The sequence below is a fragment of the Micromonospora sp. NBC_01405 genome (genome assembly GCF_045040155.1).
GTDB lineage: Bacteria > Actinomycetota > Actinomycetes > Mycobacteriales > Micromonosporaceae > Micromonospora.
This window is the reverse complement of sequence record NZ_CP109532.1, coordinates 5,603,913-5,619,002: the sequence shown is the minus strand read 5'-3', so window position 1 is coordinate 5,619,002 and position 15,090 is coordinate 5,603,913. Positions and strand designations below refer to the sequence as shown.

At 74.7% G+C, this 15,090-nt stretch carries 16 protein-coding genes and 1 pseudogene; 7 read left to right on the top strand and 10 right to left on the bottom strand.

Features of this window, described 5'->3' with window-relative positions; all coding sequences use genetic code 11:
* Positions 1 to 5: 5 nt before the first annotated feature.
* The 3 genes from OG559_RS24280 to OG559_RS24270 all read right to left on the bottom strand — a co-directional run bounded on the left by OG559_RS24280 (position 6) and on the right by OG559_RS24270 (position 2,680).
* Positions 6 to 1,499: an ATP-binding protein gene (locus tag OG559_RS24280; RefSeq protein ID WP_405107416.1), complete on the bottom strand. Its 1,494-nt coding sequence runs from the start codon at positions 1,497 to 1,499 to the stop codon at positions 6 to 8.
* Positions 1,477 to 2,217, bottom strand: a complete 741-nt coding sequence (locus tag OG559_RS24275; RefSeq protein ID WP_405116928.1) for a response regulator transcription factor — start codon at positions 2,215 to 2,217, stop codon at positions 1,477 to 1,479. The genes OG559_RS24280 and OG559_RS24275 overlap by 23 nt, the downstream gene beginning before the upstream one ends.
* Before the next feature lie 238 nt (positions 2,218 to 2,455).
* Positions 2,456 to 2,680 (bottom strand): hypothetical protein, encoded by a 225-nt coding sequence (locus tag OG559_RS24270; protein WP_405107413.1) that lies wholly within the window; start codon positions 2,678 to 2,680, stop codon positions 2,456 to 2,458.
* Between the two features lie 189 nt (positions 2,681 to 2,869).
* On the opposite strand from OG559_RS24270, the gene OG559_RS24265 reads away from it, so the two are divergent.
* The 3 genes from OG559_RS24265 (at position 2,870) to OG559_RS24255 (ending at position 5,456) form a co-directional block, all read left to right on the top strand.
* Positions 2,870 to 3,829 (top strand): serine/threonine-protein kinase, encoded by a 960-nt coding sequence (locus OG559_RS24265; protein ID WP_405107410.1) that lies wholly within the window; start codon positions 2,870 to 2,872, stop codon positions 3,827 to 3,829.
* Positions 3,830 to 3,942: 113 nt separating this feature from the next.
* A complete protein-coding gene (locus OG559_RS24260) occupies positions 3,943 to 4,368 on the top strand; it encodes an OsmC family protein (protein WP_396673457.1) in 426 nt (141 codons plus the stop codon).
* Positions 4,369 to 4,610: 242 nt separating this feature from the next.
* The gene (locus OG559_RS24255; RefSeq protein ID WP_405107407.1) at positions 4,611 to 5,456 is read left to right on the top strand and encodes a hypothetical protein; all 846 of its coding nucleotides are present in this window, start codon (positions 4,611 to 4,613) and stop codon (positions 5,454 to 5,456) included.
* 57 nt (positions 5,457 to 5,513) lie between these two features.
* On the opposite strand, the gene OG559_RS24250 is transcribed toward OG559_RS24255, so the two are convergent.
* From OG559_RS24250 to OG559_RS24230, 5 genes are all read right to left on the bottom strand, one after another.
* A complete protein-coding gene (locus OG559_RS24250) occupies positions 5,514 to 6,002 on the bottom strand; it encodes an ATPase (protein WP_405107404.1) in 489 nt (162 codons plus the stop codon).
* A 128-nt stretch (positions 6,003 to 6,130) separates the two neighbouring features.
* On the bottom strand, positions 6,131 to 6,577 hold the full coding sequence (locus OG559_RS24245; protein WP_396673460.1) for a response regulator: 447 nt from the start codon (positions 6,575 to 6,577) through the stop codon (positions 6,131 to 6,133).
* Between the two features lie 70 nt (positions 6,578 to 6,647).
* Complete coding sequence (locus tag OG559_RS24240) at positions 6,648 to 6,995, bottom strand: STAS domain-containing protein (RefSeq protein WP_405107400.1); 348 nt, start codon at positions 6,993 to 6,995, stop codon at positions 6,648 to 6,650.
* A gap of 87 nt (positions 6,996 to 7,082) precedes the next feature.
* Entirely contained in the window at positions 7,083 to 8,129 is a 1,047-nt protein-coding gene (locus OG559_RS24235; RefSeq protein WP_405107397.1) for a B12-binding domain-containing protein, read from the bottom strand.
* Positions 8,130 to 8,154: 25 nt separating this feature from the next.
* Entirely contained in the window at positions 8,155 to 9,897 is a 1,743-nt protein-coding gene (locus OG559_RS24230) for a SpoIIE family protein phosphatase (protein WP_405107395.1), read from the bottom strand.
* 229 nt (positions 9,898 to 10,126) lie between these two features.
* Between OG559_RS24230 and OG559_RS24225 the strand changes: the two genes are divergently transcribed.
* Positions 10,127 to 10,462, top strand: coding sequence for an STAS domain-containing protein (locus OG559_RS24225; protein ID WP_405107392.1), 336 nt, complete (start codon positions 10,127 to 10,129; stop codon positions 10,460 to 10,462).
* Between the two features lie 71 nt (positions 10,463 to 10,533).
* Here OG559_RS24225 and OG559_RS24220 read toward each other — a convergent pair whose 3' ends face one another.
* Complete coding sequence (locus tag OG559_RS24220) at positions 10,534 to 10,851, bottom strand: hypothetical protein (RefSeq protein ID WP_405107390.1); 318 nt, start codon at positions 10,849 to 10,851, stop codon at positions 10,534 to 10,536.
* 209 nt (positions 10,852 to 11,060) lie between these two features.
* Here OG559_RS24220 and OG559_RS24215 point away from each other — a divergent pair.
* From OG559_RS24215 to OG559_RS24205, 3 genes and pseudogenes are all read left to right on the top strand, one after another.
* Positions 11,061 to 11,711, top strand: a pseudogene (locus OG559_RS24215) (DUF2267 domain-containing protein); the annotation flags it as partial.
* 82 nt (positions 11,712 to 11,793) lie between these two features.
* Positions 11,794 to 12,585 (top strand): spermidine synthase, encoded by a 792-nt coding sequence (locus OG559_RS24210; protein WP_405107388.1) that lies wholly within the window; start codon positions 11,794 to 11,796, stop codon positions 12,583 to 12,585.
* Between the two features lie 62 nt (positions 12,586 to 12,647).
* Positions 12,648 to 13,748, top strand: coding sequence for an AI-2E family transporter (locus OG559_RS24205; protein WP_405107386.1), 1,101 nt, complete (start codon positions 12,648 to 12,650; stop codon positions 13,746 to 13,748).
* Between the two features lie 20 nt (positions 13,749 to 13,768).
* Here OG559_RS24205 and OG559_RS24200 read toward each other — a convergent pair whose 3' ends face one another.
* Positions 13,769 to 15,070 carry an NAD(P)/FAD-dependent oxidoreductase gene (locus tag OG559_RS24200; protein ID WP_405107384.1) on the bottom strand — a complete coding sequence of 434 codons (1,302 nt, stop codon included), beginning with the start codon at positions 15,068 to 15,070 and terminating at the stop codon, positions 13,769 to 13,771.
* Positions 15,071 to 15,090 lie beyond the last annotated feature (20 nt).

Below are 15,090 nucleotides of genomic sequence, written 5' to 3'. Positions count from 1 at the left end.
CCTGGTCAGTCCGTGACCGCCGGTAGAGAAACCGTGAACACGGTTCGCCCCGGGCGGCTTTCCACCTCGACCCGGCCGTGGTGGGCGTCCACCACGGCCGCCACGATGGCCAGCCCGAGGCCCGTGCTGCCGTGGGCGCGCGACCGGGAGCTGTCCCCCCGGGCGAAGCGCTCGAAGACCTCGTTCTGCAGGTCGGCCGGGACACCGGGGCCGTCGTCCGTGACGCTGAGCACGACTCCCGCCGGGGTGGGGGCGAGCCGGGTGGTGACGGTGGTACCCGGCGGGGTGTGCACCCGGGCGTTGGCCAGCAGGTTCGCCACCACCTGGTGCAGCCGGGCGGCGTCGCCGGGCACCACCTGCTCCGCCTCGGGCAGGTCGAGCTGCCAGCGGTGCTCCGGGCCGGCGACGTGCGCGTCGCTGACCGCGTCGACGACCAGCGCCGTCAGGTCCACCGGCTCGACCGCCAGCGGGCGACCGGAGTCGAGCCGGGCCAGCAGCAGGAGGTCGTCGACGAGGCTGGTCATCCGGGTGCTCTCCGACTCGACCCGGCGCAGCGCGTGCGCCACGTCCGGCGGGACGCGGTCGTGGCCCCGGCGGGCCACCTCGGCGTACCCGCGGATGGCCGCGAGGGGGGTGCGCAGCTCGTGGCTGGCGTCGGCGACGAACTGGCGTACCCGGGTCTCGCTGGCCTGGCGGGCGGCGAGCGCGGCGGCGACGTGCCCGAGCATCCGGTTGAGCGCGCCGCCGACCTGGCCGATCTCGGTACGGGGATCGGTGTCCGCGGCGGGGACCCGCACGGACAGCGCCACCTCGCCCCGGTCCAGCGGCAGCTCGGTGACCCGCGCTGCGGTGGCGGCGACCCGGCGCAGCGGGCGCAGGGTGGCCTGGACGATCAACGCGCCGAGGCCGCCGGCGATAAGCAGCCCGGCGGTGGCGACCCCGGCCTGGGCCAGCACCATCCACCAGACGGTGTCCTGGACACCGGTCAGCGGCAGCGCGAAGACCAGCACCCCACCGGAGCCGTCGTTGTCGAGGTCGACGAACTGCCGGGCCACCGCCCGGTAGTCGCCCTGGTCGCCGAGGTCCACCGTGCGGGGCCGGCCGTCGACGGCCAGCCCGGCCAGCGGGGCCGCCGTTGCGGTGGCGAGCGGCTCGACCGAACCGGCCGAGTTGCGGATCTTCGCCTCCACGACCCGGCCGTCGACCACCCGGACGACGATCGAGCCGGGCGGGAAGCCGGGGGGCAGTGTCACCTCGCGGGGCAGCGGGGGCAGGGTGGGATACCGGTTCCGCCGGTCCCCGCCGACCCGATGCTGGTCGAAGGTGAGCTGGTCGTCGACCTGGGCGACGAGGAAGTGCCGCAGCGCCACCGTGGTCAGCCCGCCGATCCCGATGCTGACCAGGGCGAGCAGCGCCACCACGGCGGCCACCAGCCGGGTGCGCAGCGACCAGCCGGCCGGCCAGCGGCGCAGCCGGTCAGTCCGCGGGCTTGAGGACATACCCCGCGCCGCGCAGCGTGTGGATCATCGGCGCCCGTCCGACGTCGATCTTCTTCCGCAGGTACGAGATGTACAGCTCGACGACGTTGGCCTGCCCGCCGAAGTCGTAGTTCCAGACGTGGTCGAGGATCTGCGCCTTGCTGAGCACCCGGCGCGGGTTGCGCATCAGGTACCGCAGCAGCTCGAACTCGGTCGCGGTGAGGGTGACCAGCTGGCCACCGCGGCGCACCTCGTGGCTGTCCTCGTCCAGGCTGAGGTCGCCGACGGTCAGCACCGCGTCCTCCCGGGTGGCGACGGCGAACCCGGAGCGGCGCAGCAGCGCCCGCAGCCGGGCGATCACCTCCTCCAGGCTGAACGGCTTGGTGACGTAGTCGTCGCCGCCGACGGTGAGCCCGGCGATGCGCTCCTCCACCGCGTCCCGGGCGGTGAGGAAGAGCACCGGCACGGTCGGGGTGTGCTCGCGCAACCGGCGCAGCACCTGGAACCCGTCCAGGTCGGGCAGCATCACGTCGAGCACCACCGCGTCCGGCTGGAACTGCCGGGCGGTGCTCAGCGCCGTCATCCCGTTGCCTGCGGTGCGGACCTGCCAGCCCTCGTAGCGCAGCGCCATCGAGAGCAGGTCGGTGAGCGTGGGCTCGTCGTCGACCACCAGCACCCGGACGGGTTCCCCGTCGGGTCGGCGCAGCTCGATGCGGCCCTGCGCGGCCTGCCCCTCCATGACCATGCCTCCCATCGTGGGACGGTCGGCTGTGCCCCACATCGGCAGACCCTGTGTACCAGCTGTGCGAGCCGACCGGTGCCGGGACCGCGCATCCGCCCCCCTGCCGGCCGTGCGGCGCGCGGGCCGCGGCCTGAGGCCGGGACCGGCGTACCGGGTCAGGCGGGGCGGGTCGCGGACCGGGCCCGACGGTTCACCACGTCAGGGCCCGGCGGATCACTGTGGCAGGCCCGGCGGATCACTGTGACATGCCCATCGGGTCGGTGCGGACGAAGCGCATGGTCCAGGTGCCGGTGTCGTCCGGGCGGTCGCGCCGGTAGAGGTGGTCGGCGGTCGGCGCCGGGGAGCCGCCCGGGTGGCGCAGCACCCAGCGCTGCGGGGGCGTCCCGTCGGGCCCGGCCGGCACCTGTCGCACCAGGTCGTGCGCGGGCCCGCCGACGAACCGTACGGTCACCTCGGTCATCACCCCTCCGTTTCGCCGCCGTCACCCCGGGTCGACCTTCCGGTGTGGAAGCTACCGCACCCACCGGAGAGACGCGGGCGGTGCGGCGTCTACGCTCCCGGCGGTTTGCCCAGCTCCAAGGTCGGGTACCGGGCGGAAGTGACGGGATTGCCGCCCGCCGATGGTGGCGAGCTAGACGAGGAGCGGTCGATGAGAACGCTGGACGGGCGCTACCAGCTCGAACAGCGCATCGGCATCGGCGGGATGTCAGAGGTGTGGCAGGCCCACGACACGGTGCTCGACCGGCCGGTCGCGGTGAAGCTGATCTCCCCCGGCCGGGACGAGGCCAACTCGGTGGAACGCATCCGCACCGAGGCCCGCTCCGCGGCCCGGCTGGTGCACCCGAACGTGGCCAGCGTGCACGACTTCGGCGCCTCGTCGATGCCGCCCGGCCGGTCGGCGCCGTACATAGTGATGGAGCTGGCGGAGGGTGACACCCTCGCCGCGCACCTGCGCGCCGGGCCGCTGGACTGGCGCATCGCCGTGCGGGTCTGCGCCGAGATCGCGGCGGCGCTGGCCGCCGCGCACGCGCACGGCATCGTGCACCGGGACGTGAAGCCGGCCAACGTGATGCTCACCCCGAGCGGGGTCAAGGTGCTGGACTTCGGCATCGCCACCTCGGCCGACATGCCCGACGATCTGCCGGACGGCATGGTGGTGGGCACTCCCGCGTACCTTGCTCCGGAGCAGCTCGACCGGCGGCCCGCCACCCCGGCCGCCGACATGTACGCCCTCGGGGTGCTGCTCTACTACTGCCTCACCGGCCGGCTGCCGTACCGGGCCGAGAGCACCAGTGAGCTGCTCGGGGCACGCCGACGGCAGCCACCGGAGCCGCTGCCGCCGGTGGACGGCCTGCCGCCGGAGGTGGCCGGGCTCTGCGAGCAGTTGATGGCCGACGATCCCACGTGCCGGCCGACCAGCCTGATGGCCGCGCTGCTGCTGGCCGAGGCGGTTGACGCCCGGGTGTACGTGCCGATGCTCGACATGTCCCCGCCCCGGCAGCGCGAAGGGCTGGTGTCCCCGTGGACCGAGCAGGCCGCCACCGACGCGACCCAGGTGGCGGGCGTCGGCGACCGGACGGCCGGACCTGGGCGCGACCGGGCGTCCTGAGGCCCGGCAGCCTGCCCCCGGAGCCGGTGGCGGCCGGGGCCCGCGACGGAGTCGGTGGCGGTTTCGCCGGGCGCGGGCCGGGTAGTCGGGCGGGTGACTGAGGGGGGAACGGAATGCCGGATCCGAGTTCCTGGCTGCACGAGGCCACCGCGACGGCGGCGGGGGGCCACGTCCGCACCGACGACGGAGGACTGTCCAGCGCCCTGGCCTCCCCGCTGGCGCCGCACTGCACGGGCCTGACGCCGGAGCAACTGCTGGCCGCCGCCTTCGCGTCCTGTCTGCACCACGCGGCGGTCGAGGCCGCCGGGGAGATCACCGACGAGGCGCACACCGTGCAGGTGCGCGCCGAGGCCCGGCTGGGCCGTGACGACGACGGACGCTATCGGGCCGACGTGCACGCCTCCATCTCGTCGGCCGGGCTGAGCCCGCAGCAGCTCGCCCAACTCGTCGAGCATGCCGATCGGCTCTGGCCGTTCTCCAGCGGCGACAGCACCCGCCACCGTCTCACGGTCACCTCGGCGGACAACGGCGGGCGCTGAACAGGTATTCGATCATCACCCGAACGAACGAGTTGATCAAGCTACCCTGACGGGTCGCGCCAGCTCGGCAAAAAATTACTCTTGTCCCTCTTGTTGGGGTGATGACGGACATCGCAGACACGCAGGGATGGCCGGTTTGCTGCACAATCGGAGGGATATGGCCGGTCGGAATCTCGCACATTGTGGCGCAGGCCACCAGCCGCCTCCTGGGGAAAACGCGCCGGGCTCTCTAGCCTCGGCGGGTGCGTCCCGACCAGAACGCTGAGCAGAAGCAGACCGCCACCCGACCGGATGACCGTTCGACCGAGGCCACATCGACCGGGTGGACGGCTGGCCGGCACCGCCGGCCCGAACCGCCGCGCCGCGCCGGCCGGGCGATGCTCGGGTCGACCCCGGTGCGCGCGGCCCTGGCCACCGGCCTGACCTGCTGCCTCGGCGTGGCCGCCTTCGCCGGCACCCGGCACGCCGACACCGACCCGGCGCCGGTCCGCGATGCCCTCGCCGACCGGGCCGCGGTCGCCGCCGAGGCCGAGCGGCGCGCCTCCCGCTCCCTCGACCGCACCCCCGCCGCCCCGCCGACGCTCTCCCCCACCCCGACGGCGAAGTCCAGCCCCGGTGCCAGCCGCAAGCCGAAGCCGGTCAGGCCGTCCCGCCCCCGCCCGGTCGCCGGCCTCGACCAGCTCCAGATGGACAACGCCAAGGCCATCGTGGACGTGGGGCGGGGCCTGAAGCTGCCCCGCCGGGGCCTGGTGGTGGCGGTGTCCACCGCCATGCAGGAGAGCGACCTGCGGAACCTGGCCAGCAACGTGCTGCCCGAGTCCTACGAGTACCCGCACCAGGGCACCGGCTCCGACCACGACTCGGTCGGGCTGTTCCAGCAGCGACCCAGCAGCGGCTGGGGCAGCGTCCGCGAGCTGATGCGCCCCGCGTACGCGGCGCGGGTGTTCTACGAGGCGCTGCTGAAGGTCCCCGGCTGGCAGGAGATGAGCGTCACCGCCGCCGCCCAGTCCGTGCAGGTCTCGGCGTTCCCCGACGCGTACGCCCGGCACGAGGAGCGGGCCGCCGCGGTGGTGGCGGCGCTGCTCTGAGCCGGCCCGGGCCACCCGGGTGCCGCGCTCGCCCGCAGGCTCGGCACCGGTCACCGCTCAGCTCGTGGGCACCCCGCCGGGCGGCACGGACGCGGCGGCCGTCGGCGTGTCCGCGGCCACCGGCTCACCGACCGGCCCGGTGAGGATCTCGTCGAGCCGGGTCGCCCGGAGACGGCGCGCCGCCAGGGCGGCCTCGACATCCCGGCGGGCCCGCACCGCCTCGGCGTACGCCTGCTCGCGGAGCTGCCGGGCCTCCTCGCGGGCCGCGTCCAGCTCGAACCGGGCCCGGGCCAGGACCTCGGCCGCCTCCCGCTCGGCCTCCGGCGGCGACGACCGGCCCGGGTCCGCCCCGGCCGCATCGGCCCGGCGCCGCTCGACCAGGTCGCACAGGCGAGCCGCCTCCCGCCGGAGCCGGTCCCACTCACGGCCCGTCACGGCGGCGACCTCCGCCCGCGCGGCGAGCCGGCTCAGCCGGACCGCCAGCTCGTCGAGGCAGGAGTCGACCTGCCGACGGTCGTAGCCGAACTCCACGACGGAGAACCTCATCCTGTCGCCCCCAGGCAGCCGGTGCTTCTTCCCACCTGCCGATCCTCGGCGGTGCCGGCGGGACGCCGAGGGGGTTCGGGAGAATTGTTCGGCATCCGGGCGACGACGCCCGCCGCCGGCGGCTCGGGTCAGGCCCGCTTGGGCAGCACCACGACGCGGCCGAAGAACTCGTCGATCCGGCGCACCACGTCGTTGAAGTCGTCCAGGTCGATCGGCTTCGTCACGTACGCGTTGGCCTGGAGGGTGTAGCTGCCGACGATGTCGGTGTCGGCGTTGGAGGTGGTGAGCACCACGATCGGGATGGTGCGCAGGTCGTCGTCCTGCTTGACCTCGCCGAGCACCTGCCGCCCGTCCATCCGGGGCATGTTCAGGTCGAGCAGGATCACGTCGGGCCGGCGGGCCTCGGTGTGCCGCCCCTCCTGGCGCAGGAACTCCATGGCCTCCTGGCCGTCGCCGACCACGTCGATGACCTTGTCGACGTCGGAGTCGGCGAGGGCCTCCTCGATCATCAGAACGTCGCCGGGATCGTCGTCCACCACGAGGATACGAACGGGGCCGGGGATGTTTCCAGCCATGAGTGACCTGCCTCGGATTTGACGCGGACGGCGACCTCACGATCGCCTGCTGGCGGGGAAATCTAGCCCATCACGAGGCGGACTGCGACCTCGGGTGCGCCGTGTCGAACGGGTATCGCAGGACGTCGGCCAGCCCGGTCACCTTCAGCACCCGCTCCACCCGCCCGGTGGCCCCGGTGACCCGCAGCCAGCCGCCCCGGGCCGCGGCCCGGTTGTCGCCCCGGACGAACGCGGCGAGGCCGGTGGAGTCGCAGAAGGTCAGCTCGGTGAGGTCGACCAGGAGATGACGCTCCCCCTGGTCGGCCAGCCGGTCGAGGACGGCGTTCAGCTCGGACGCGGTGCTCAGGTCCAGCTCGCCGGCGAGTCGCAGGCACGCCCCGGCACCGTCCCGCTGGGCGTACGTGACGGTGAACGTCAACCGTGGTTCCCCTCGCTTCACCGCAGGCTGATGCTTGCAGTGGAGCAAGTATAAGAGTGAGCCGCGGACCTCCGCACCTTCGCACGCTCAACGCGACCGCGCGCCCGCGTCGAGCAACGCCCCCGCCGCGCCCAGGAAACGCGCCGCCCGCGGGGAGTCCCGCAGCTCCCCCGCGTAGTGCCCGAGCGTGAACCCGACCGCCGAGGCCGGCACCCCCCGACTGACCAGGATGGTGACCAGCCACTCCACGAACTCGGCGAACAGCGAGGCGTCGTCGACGTAGACCGCGGCGGCGAGGAAGTCGACGATGTGGCCGAGGTCGCTGACGGTGGAGTCGAGCTGGGCAGGCGTGTACTCCCGCACCCCGGGAACCCGGTCACGCAGGTCGGCCAGGGCACCGTCGATCAGGTCACCGCGCCGCTTCACCAGGCTGGCGTACTCGTCGTCGGCGAGCTGCGGGGACAGGTCTGCCGGCTGGACACGACGCAGGGCCCGCTCGTCGGCCACCAGCTCGGCCGCGCTGGGCGCGTCAGGGGCCCAGGCAACCCCGAGCCTGCGGGCCCAGCGCCCGTCGTGGCCGAAGCCTCGGCCGCCGACCACCACCGGCACGTCGGAGCGGCGGCACGCCTCGATCACGCGGTGCGCGTACGGCAGCCTCGTCGGCAGCGCGCAGGCCAGCGCGACCGCGTGCGCGTCGTGCCGGTGCAGGTACGACACCAGGTCCACGGCCGGCACACTGGCCCCGAGGAAGGTGACCTGCCAGCCGCGCAACCGCAGCACCTCGGCGACCAGTCGGGGCGGCAGGGCGTGCCACTCGCCGTCCATGCAGGCCACGACCACCCGCCCCCGGGTGGGTCGGGGGTTGACCCGGGCGACGACGGCGGCCACGACCCGCTCGCTGATGTGGGTGGCTGCGTGTTCCTGGGCGACACTCCACTCGTTGCGCGCCCACCGCTCACCGATCTCGACCTGGGCGGGGGCGACCAGTTCCAGCAGCACCCGTTCGGCGGGCACCCCGGCGTCGACCAGCCCGAGCGCGGCGTCGACCGCGGCGTACTCGTCGGCCTCCTCCAACGATCCGAGGAAGCCGTGGTACGAGTAGGCCGGGGAGGCCTCGGCGGTGGCTGCGATCACGCGGCGATCTCCTTCGAGAGGGCGGTCAGGGCGGGGAGGACACGGCGTGCAGGTGCCGGGCCGGTCGGCTGTGCGGCCCGATGGCCCGCAGCGCGAGCACGGCGATGTCGTCGTGCTCGCGCTGGGCCAGCCAGTCGCAGGTGACCTGTTCGACCCGCTCGGCCAGCGCCGGGGCGGGCATCCGCTGGCAGCCGCCGAGGGCACGGACCAGGCGGTCGGTGCCGAACTGCTCGTCGCCACGCCGGCCGCCCCGCGCCTCGGTCACCCCGTCGCTGTAGAGCAGGCAGGTCTCGCCCGGCGCCAGCTCGACGGTCACCTCGCCGATACGCGGGTCGGGAACCACTCCGATCAGCATCCCGCTGAGGCCGATCGACTCCACCTCACCGGACGTGCGCAGCACCAGCGGGGGCAGGTGGCCGCCGCCGGACATGGTCAGGGTCAGACCGCCGTCGCGTCGGGGGCGGACCACGCCGAGCACCATGGTGGCGAACCGGCCCTGGCCGTGCGCCAGGGTGGTCTCCAGCAGCGCGTCGTTGAGCAGCCCCAGCAACCGGCCGGGGTGCGACTCCACCCGGTGCAGCGCCTGGAGGCACTGGCGAAGCTGGCCGGTGAACACGGCCGCCTCGACCCCCTTGCCCGAGACGTCACCGAGGAAGAACACCGAGCCACCGTCGGGCAGCCGGTGCGAGCCGTAGAAGTCCCCGCCGATGCGCAGCCCGGCCTGCGCCGGTCGGTACGCCGTGCCCCACTGCACGCCGGCCGTCTCGGCCGGCTCGACCGGCACCAGGCTGGCCTGGAGGGTGTCGGCGACCTCTGCCTGGTCACGGTAGAGCACGGCGGTGGTCAGGGCGGCGCCCGCCCGGGCCGCGAAGGCGCGGACGAGGTCGAGGTCGGCCTCCTCGTGGTGGCGGGCGGTGCGGCGGGCGACCAGCAGCACGCCCACCGGCAGGTCCCGCCCCGGCAGCGGCACCACCCGGACGCTGGCGTCGGCGGCGGCGAGGCCGGGCAGCCAGCCCGCCTCGACGGCCTGCTCCACGAGCCAGTCCAGCGCGTGCGGCTCGGTGCCGGCGAGCGCCTCGTCGATGGCGGCCGGCAGGTCGACGGCGTCGAGCACCCCGCTGTCCACGGTCGAGGTGTCGTCGTCGGCGGCGCGGGTGGCCCGCCACCAGCGGGCCCGGCCGGAGCGGGGGGCCAACACCAGCACGGCCACCTCGGCCAGGGTGGGCACGGCGAGCCGGACCACCGCGGCGGCGGCCCGGTCGGGGTGCAGCGGGTTGCCGAGCTTCTCCCCCACCACGGCCAGGAAAGCCGAACGGGCCCGCTCGGCGAGCAACGCGTCGGCCCGGGCGACGCTCTCGGTGACGTCCTCGACGTACCAGCAGCACCGGGCGGCGGACAGCGGCACCTGGCGGACCCGCAGCCGGCGGTCGTGGTGGGTGAACTCGCCGACGCCGGACGCGGCGTGCAGGCCCGCGATCCCGGACGCGGCGAGCAGCGCGCCGACGACCACCTCGGGCAGCAGGCGCCCGGCGACCGGGCTCAGGTGCCGCACCACACCGCGGGCGTCGCAGACGATCAGGCCCTCGCGGAAGTGCTCGACGACCTCGGACCAGGCCGGGGTCGGTGGGCCGCGGTCGGGGGTGAGTCTCGGCAGTCCGGCCACGGGTCGCACCGGCATGTCGGCGGGCCAGGCCGGAGCCGGTGCGGTACTCGGCGTGGAGATCCGTCCGTCGCCCGGGTCCGCGCCCCTGACGTCGGCAGCAGTCACCAGCTGAGCCCCACTCCTTCTCGACACCCGCCCGTCACCGAAACGGTGTATGTGGTCCAATCCCTCCCACCCCACCCTACGCCGGTGTGCCGGCACCGCCATCTGACGCAGATCGAGCAGGCAGGCCCCACCGGCCTGCCGGCCCGTCCGCTGCCTTGGGCTCAGGCGGGCGTCGCCCGCCTAGCCCGGGGGGGGTTTGCCGATCGCGGTCGGCTGGGAACATGGGCCCATGCCCTCTCCGCTGTTGACCATCGAGGTGACCCGGTCCGAGGCCGGACGCGCCCGGCTTCGGCTGACCGGCGAGCTGGACTTCGACACCGCGCCGGAGCTGACGGAGATCGCCGAGGCGCTGCGTCGGGACGGCTGCCACGAGCTGGAGATCGACATGGACGGCGTCGGGCTCTGCGACTCCTCGGGGCTCAGCGCGCTGGTGGTGATCCACCGCAGGGGATCCGGCCCGATCCGGCTGACCGGGGTGCGCGGCCAGCTCCAGCGGTTGCTCGACCGCACCGGCCTGAGCGAGGTGCTCGACGCCGAGGCCGTCGACGCGCGCGACGTCGGCTGACCCCGGGGCCCGAAGGGCAGGGGGTGGCCCCCGAACCCTGGGACCAGGAGTCGGGGGCCGGGAGGGTGGCCTCAGGTGGCAGTCACCGGTTGCAGGCGCGGCCCGTCGGCCCGCCGTTCGGCGTCGCCCGGCGGGGGCTCCGCGTCCTCCGGTGGTCCGGAGTCGGGCGTCTGGAACAGGTAACGGACGAACTCCCCACCCGCCTCGTTGTCGTCCGCCCCGGGCCACTGCCCGGTGCAGTCGACGCCGACCACCTCGCGGCCGACGCCGTCGGACTCCTCAAGCAGGGCCCACAGGCTCACCCGGTAGCACCTGGTCGCCTGCGGCGTGAGCCGCCAGCGGGCGTACCAACCGGGACGGGCGGGGACGATTTCGACGATCCTCTTCATGACGACCTTCCCTTCCGCGTGTGTCGGAAGTACTCCGGCCCACTCCGATCGTGGAGCCCGGTCGGGTGAGCCTGGTTCACCCGCCCCGGATGACGCCGCCCCCGGCCGCCGTCGGCCGGCCCGCCCCGCGGGGGCTCGGCCGTTTCGGCCCCGACGACGCCGGGAAGGCGACCCGTCGAGACAACGGACCGGAGAGGGCGAGGTGTGCCATGCGTAAACAGATGGAGGGTGACAACCAGCGCCGCCGGGCGCTGGCCCGCCAGTCCCGCGAACGGGGCCGGCAGGCCAGCGAGACCGGCGCGAGCCTCAGCGCGTCCAAGCAGCTCACGCACCTGGACCGGGGTAAGCGGGCCGGGCCGCCGCCGGCCGGCCGGCACAAGCCCGACACCACCCGGGGCGGGCCGGCCCCACCTCCGGCCGCTCCCGCGCCGACCGCCCGGCCGCAGCCGCGCCCGCAGCGTGGCCCCGGAGGGGCGCCGGGGGCGATCGGCGTGGGCTACCGGGAACTGGTCGACGACGTCGGACGGCGGGCGGGCGTCGACTTCCGCACCGCGAAGGTGGCGGCCGAGGCCACCGTGTTGACCCTGGCCTGGGCGCTGGACCAGGCCGCACGGGAGCGGCTGCTGACGGCCGTGCCGGTGTCGCTGCACGACGTGGTCCCGGTGGACGGCATCGAGCGCCACCACGACCTGCCCGGCTTCCTCGCCGAGGTGGCCCGGCTCAGCGGCCGTACCCCGGAGCAGGCCCGCTACCAGGCGGAGGCGACGCTCGCCGCGCTGGCCGACCGGGACGGCGACCTGGTCGCCTCGCTGCACGTACCGGACGGGCTGCGCGACCTGCTCGGCTCGGCTGCCGGCGGTTGAGGTGGAGGCCGGCGGGCAGTCGTGCCCGCCGGCCCGCCGCCCGGAGGTGGAGGCCGGGCGCGGCGGCTACGGTGCCGGCATGCACACCGCCGCCGACGGCCCGCACCTGGTGGTCGACCCGGCCCGCCGCACCGGGCGCACCCTGCTCGCGGGCGGGGTGGCCCAGTCGTACGTCGACGTGGCCGACCCCCGACACCTGCACTTCGAGTACGTGCGCCGGATGGCTGCCGTGGTCGACCTGGCGGCGCCGCCCGGCGCCCCGGTCGACGCGCTGCACCTCGGCGGGGGCGCCCTGACCCTGCCCCGTTACGTGGGGGCGACCCGGCCGGGCTCCGCCCAGCTCGTGGTGGAGCGGGACCCGGCCGTGGTCGAGCTGGTCCGCCGCGAGCTGCCCGCGCCGGGAGCCGGGGTACGCGTCGTCGTCGCCGACGCCCGCGAGGCGGTGACCGAGGCCCCGCCCGGCGGGTACGACCTGGTGCTCGCCGATGTCTACCGGGCGGCCCGGATGCCGGGGCACGTGGCCAGCGTGGAGTTCGCCGCCGAGGTGGCCCGGGTGCTCCGCCCGGACGGCATCCTGCTGGTCAACGTCACCGACCTGCCCCCGTTGGTGTTCACCCGGTCCCGGGTGGCCACGCTGCGGGCCGTGTACGCCGACGTGTGCCTGGTCGCCGACCGGCGGATGCTGCGCGGGCGGCGTTACGGCAACGTGGTGCTCGCCGCCGCCGGCCGGGCGGGGCGGCTGCCGGCCGACCGGCTGGCCGCGCGGGCGGCCCGCGACCCGGTCCCCGGTCAGGTGCTGCACGGGTCGACGCTCGACGAGTTCGTCGGCGGGGCCCGCGCCGGCACCGACGACTCCCTCGGCGTCACCTGAGCCGCCCCGGGCCGCCCACCGCGAACGGGTTTCCGGCCCGTCGGCGGGGGTAGCCGCGCCGGATGAGGAACGCCGACGACAGGGTCACCACCCGGCGGGCCGCGATCGTCATCGGCCTGGTGCTGGCCACCCTGCTCGGGCTGTTCCTGATCTGGGCCACCCGGCGGCTGCTGGTCTGGGCCGTGGTCGCGGCGTTCTTCTCCGTCGCGTTGAAGCCCCTGGTCGACGGCGTGCAACGCCGCTTCGTGCGACGCCGCGCGCTGGCCACCCTGGTGATCTTCCTGGCCGCGTTCGGGGTGCTCACCGCGCTGATCGCGGTGATCTTCCTGCCGCTGGTGGACGAGCTGGGCCGGTTCGCCGACCGGGCGCCGGACCTGCTGCGGGAGACCCGGGCGGGGCGGGGCCCGGTCGGCGAGGCGCTGGAGCGGCTGCGGCTGCGGCGGTACCTGGCCGGCCACTCCAACCAGATCGAGCAGTACGGCAACCAACTGCGCGAGCCCGCCGTCGGGCTGGTCCGGCGCGTGCTGGAAACCCTCGCGGGGCTGATCACCGTGATCGTGCTGGCGTACCTCATGGTGCTGGAGGCCCCGAGGATCACCGCAGGCGTGACCGCCCTGCTCAGCGACCGGGCGGCGGGCCGGGCCCGGCGCATCGGCCGGGGCGTGTCCCGGGTGGTCACCGGCTACCTGACCGGGAACCTGCTGATCAGCGTGATCTGCGGCGTCCTGACCTTCCTCGTGCTCGTCCTGACCGGGGTGCCGTTCGCCGGGGTGATCGCGCTGCTGGTGGCGATCGCCGACCTGTTGCCCCTGGTCGGCGCGACCCTGGGGGCCATCCTCGCGGGCGGCGCCGGGTTCCTGCACTCCCCCACCGCCGGGATCGTGGTGCTGGTGTTCTTCGTGATCTACCAACAGGTGGAGAACCATCTGCTGCAACCGGTGATCATGGCGCGGGCGGTCCAGCTGAACCCGCTGACCGTGCTGGCCAGCGTGCTGTTCGCGGCGGAGCTGGCCGGTCTGATCGGGGCGCTGCTGGCCATCCCGGCCGCCGGGATCGGGCAGCTGCTGCTGCGCGAGTTCGGGCCGAGGAGCCGCCGCCCGCGCCCCCGGCCGACGAACGCAGGTCGCGTCGGCGAAGGGGGTGATCGCGCCGGCGAAGGGTGATCACAAGAAACGCCGGGCGCTCAGCCGAGCCGGACCGGGACCTCCGGCGACGAGCTCTCCAGCGGCACGGCGTTGGCGGGCACCAGGCCGAGCCGCGCGGCCGGACGGGGCAGGGTGGCGTCGAGCAGCCAGTCCGCGCCGATCCGGGCCCGGTTTCCCGGCATGGCCAGCAGGTGGTAGCCGCGGGTGACGGCCTTGGCCGGCAGCCCGGACAGGGACACCTTCAGCGGGTTCGCCGCGGCGTCCTTGCCGCCGAGGTCGACCACCCAGCCCAGGTCGTGGTGCTTGTACGGCCGACGCCGGCCCTGCCCGTAGGAGGCGGCGATGTTGTACGCCGCCAGCTTGCCCTGGCGCTGGGCGTGTTGGGCGGTCATGGTGCAGACCTGCCCGGGGCGGGTCAGGTCGGGCACCGCGGCGGCGTCGCCGCAGGCGTACACCTCGGGGAAGCCGGGGACGGTGAGGTACTCGTCGACCACCAGACGCCCCTTCTCGGTGCGCAGGCCGAGCTCGGCGACGAACGGGTCGGGGCGCACCCCGACGCACCAGACCAGGCTGCACGTGGGCACGCACTCGCCGTCGGTCAGCCTCACCCCGTCGAACGTGGCCTCCGCCACCGACGTGCCCATCCGCACGTCGACGCCGCGTCGGCGCAGCACCCGGTCGGCGGTCACCGACATCCGCTGATCCAGTTCGGGCAGCACCCGGGGGGCCACGTCGAGCAGCATCCAGCGGGGCCGGACTCTCAGGTGCGGATGCTGGGCGACCAGCCGGTCGGTGAAGAGCTGGCCGTGCGCGGCCACCTCGGTCCCGGTGTAGCCGGCGCCGACCACCACGAAGGTGGTGCGGGCCCGCTGCTCGGCCGGGTCGTCGGTCAGCTCGGCCAGTTCGATCTGGCGTACCACGTGGTCGTGCAGGTAGAGCGCCTCGGGCAGGCCGCGAAAGCCGTGGGCGTACTCGGTGACGCCGGGGATGGGCAGCAGCTTGTTGACGCTGCCGACGGCGAGCACCAGGCGGTCGTAGGCGAGCCGGCCCTGGTCGCCCTCCGGCATCGTGTAGCCGACCCAGCGGTTCTGCAGGTCGATCCGGTCGGCCTCGCCGACGACCACCCGCACGCCGTCGAGGGTGCCGCTGAGCGGCACCGCGATCCGGCCGGGCTCGACCACCCCGGCGGCCACCTCGGGCAGCAGCGGCAGGTAGAGGAAGTAGTCGGTCGAGTTCAGCAGGACGATCTCGGCCCGGTTCCGGGCGATCCCGCTCAACGTCTTCGCCGCGTGGTAACCGGCGAACCCGGCCCCCACGATCACCACCCGAGGCTTCGTCATGGGGGGTGCCGTTCCCACCG

What these genes read in the sequence shown, in the direction of transcription:
- OG559_RS24265 (WP_405107410.1), top strand. Translation starts at nt 2,870, where the DNA reads ATGAGAACGCTGGACGGGCGCTACCAGCTCGAACAGCGCATCGGCATC.
- OG559_RS24225 (WP_405107392.1), top strand. Translation starts at nt 10,127, where the DNA reads ATGCCCTCTCCGCTGTTGACCATCGAGGTGACCCGGTCCGAGGCCGGA.
- OG559_RS24200 (WP_405107384.1), bottom strand. Translation starts at nt 15,070, where the DNA reads ATGACGAAGCCTCGGGTGGTGATCGTGGGGGCCGGGTTCGCCGGTTAC.
- OG559_RS24270 (WP_405107413.1), bottom strand. Translation starts at nt 2,680, where the DNA reads ATGACCGAGGTGACCGTACGGTTCGTCGGCGGGCCCGCGCACGACCTG.
- OG559_RS24275 (WP_405116928.1), bottom strand. Translation starts at nt 2,217, where the DNA reads ATGGAGGGGCAGGCCGCGCAGGGCCGCATCGAGCTGCGCCGACCCGAC.
- OG559_RS24210 (WP_405107388.1), top strand. Translation starts at nt 11,794, where the DNA reads ATGCACACCGCCGCCGACGGCCCGCACCTGGTGGTCGACCCGGCCCGC.
- OG559_RS24220 (WP_405107390.1), bottom strand. Translation starts at nt 10,851, where the DNA reads ATGAAGAGGATCGTCGAAATCGTCCCCGCCCGTCCCGGTTGGTACGCC.
- OG559_RS24260 (WP_396673457.1), top strand. Translation starts at nt 3,943, where the DNA reads ATGCCGGATCCGAGTTCCTGGCTGCACGAGGCCACCGCGACGGCGGCG.
- OG559_RS24245 (WP_396673460.1), bottom strand. Translation starts at nt 6,577, where the DNA reads ATGGCTGGAAACATCCCCGGCCCCGTTCGTATCCTCGTGGTGGACGAC.
- OG559_RS24280 (WP_405107416.1), bottom strand. Translation starts at nt 1,499, where the DNA reads ATGTCCTCAAGCCCGCGGACTGACCGGCTGCGCCGCTGGCCGGCCGGC.
- OG559_RS24205 (WP_405107386.1), top strand. Translation starts at nt 12,648, where the DNA reads ATGAGGAACGCCGACGACAGGGTCACCACCCGGCGGGCCGCGATCGTC.
- OG559_RS24250 (WP_405107404.1), bottom strand. Translation starts at nt 6,002, where the DNA reads ATGAGGTTCTCCGTCGTGGAGTTCGGCTACGACCGTCGGCAGGTCGAC.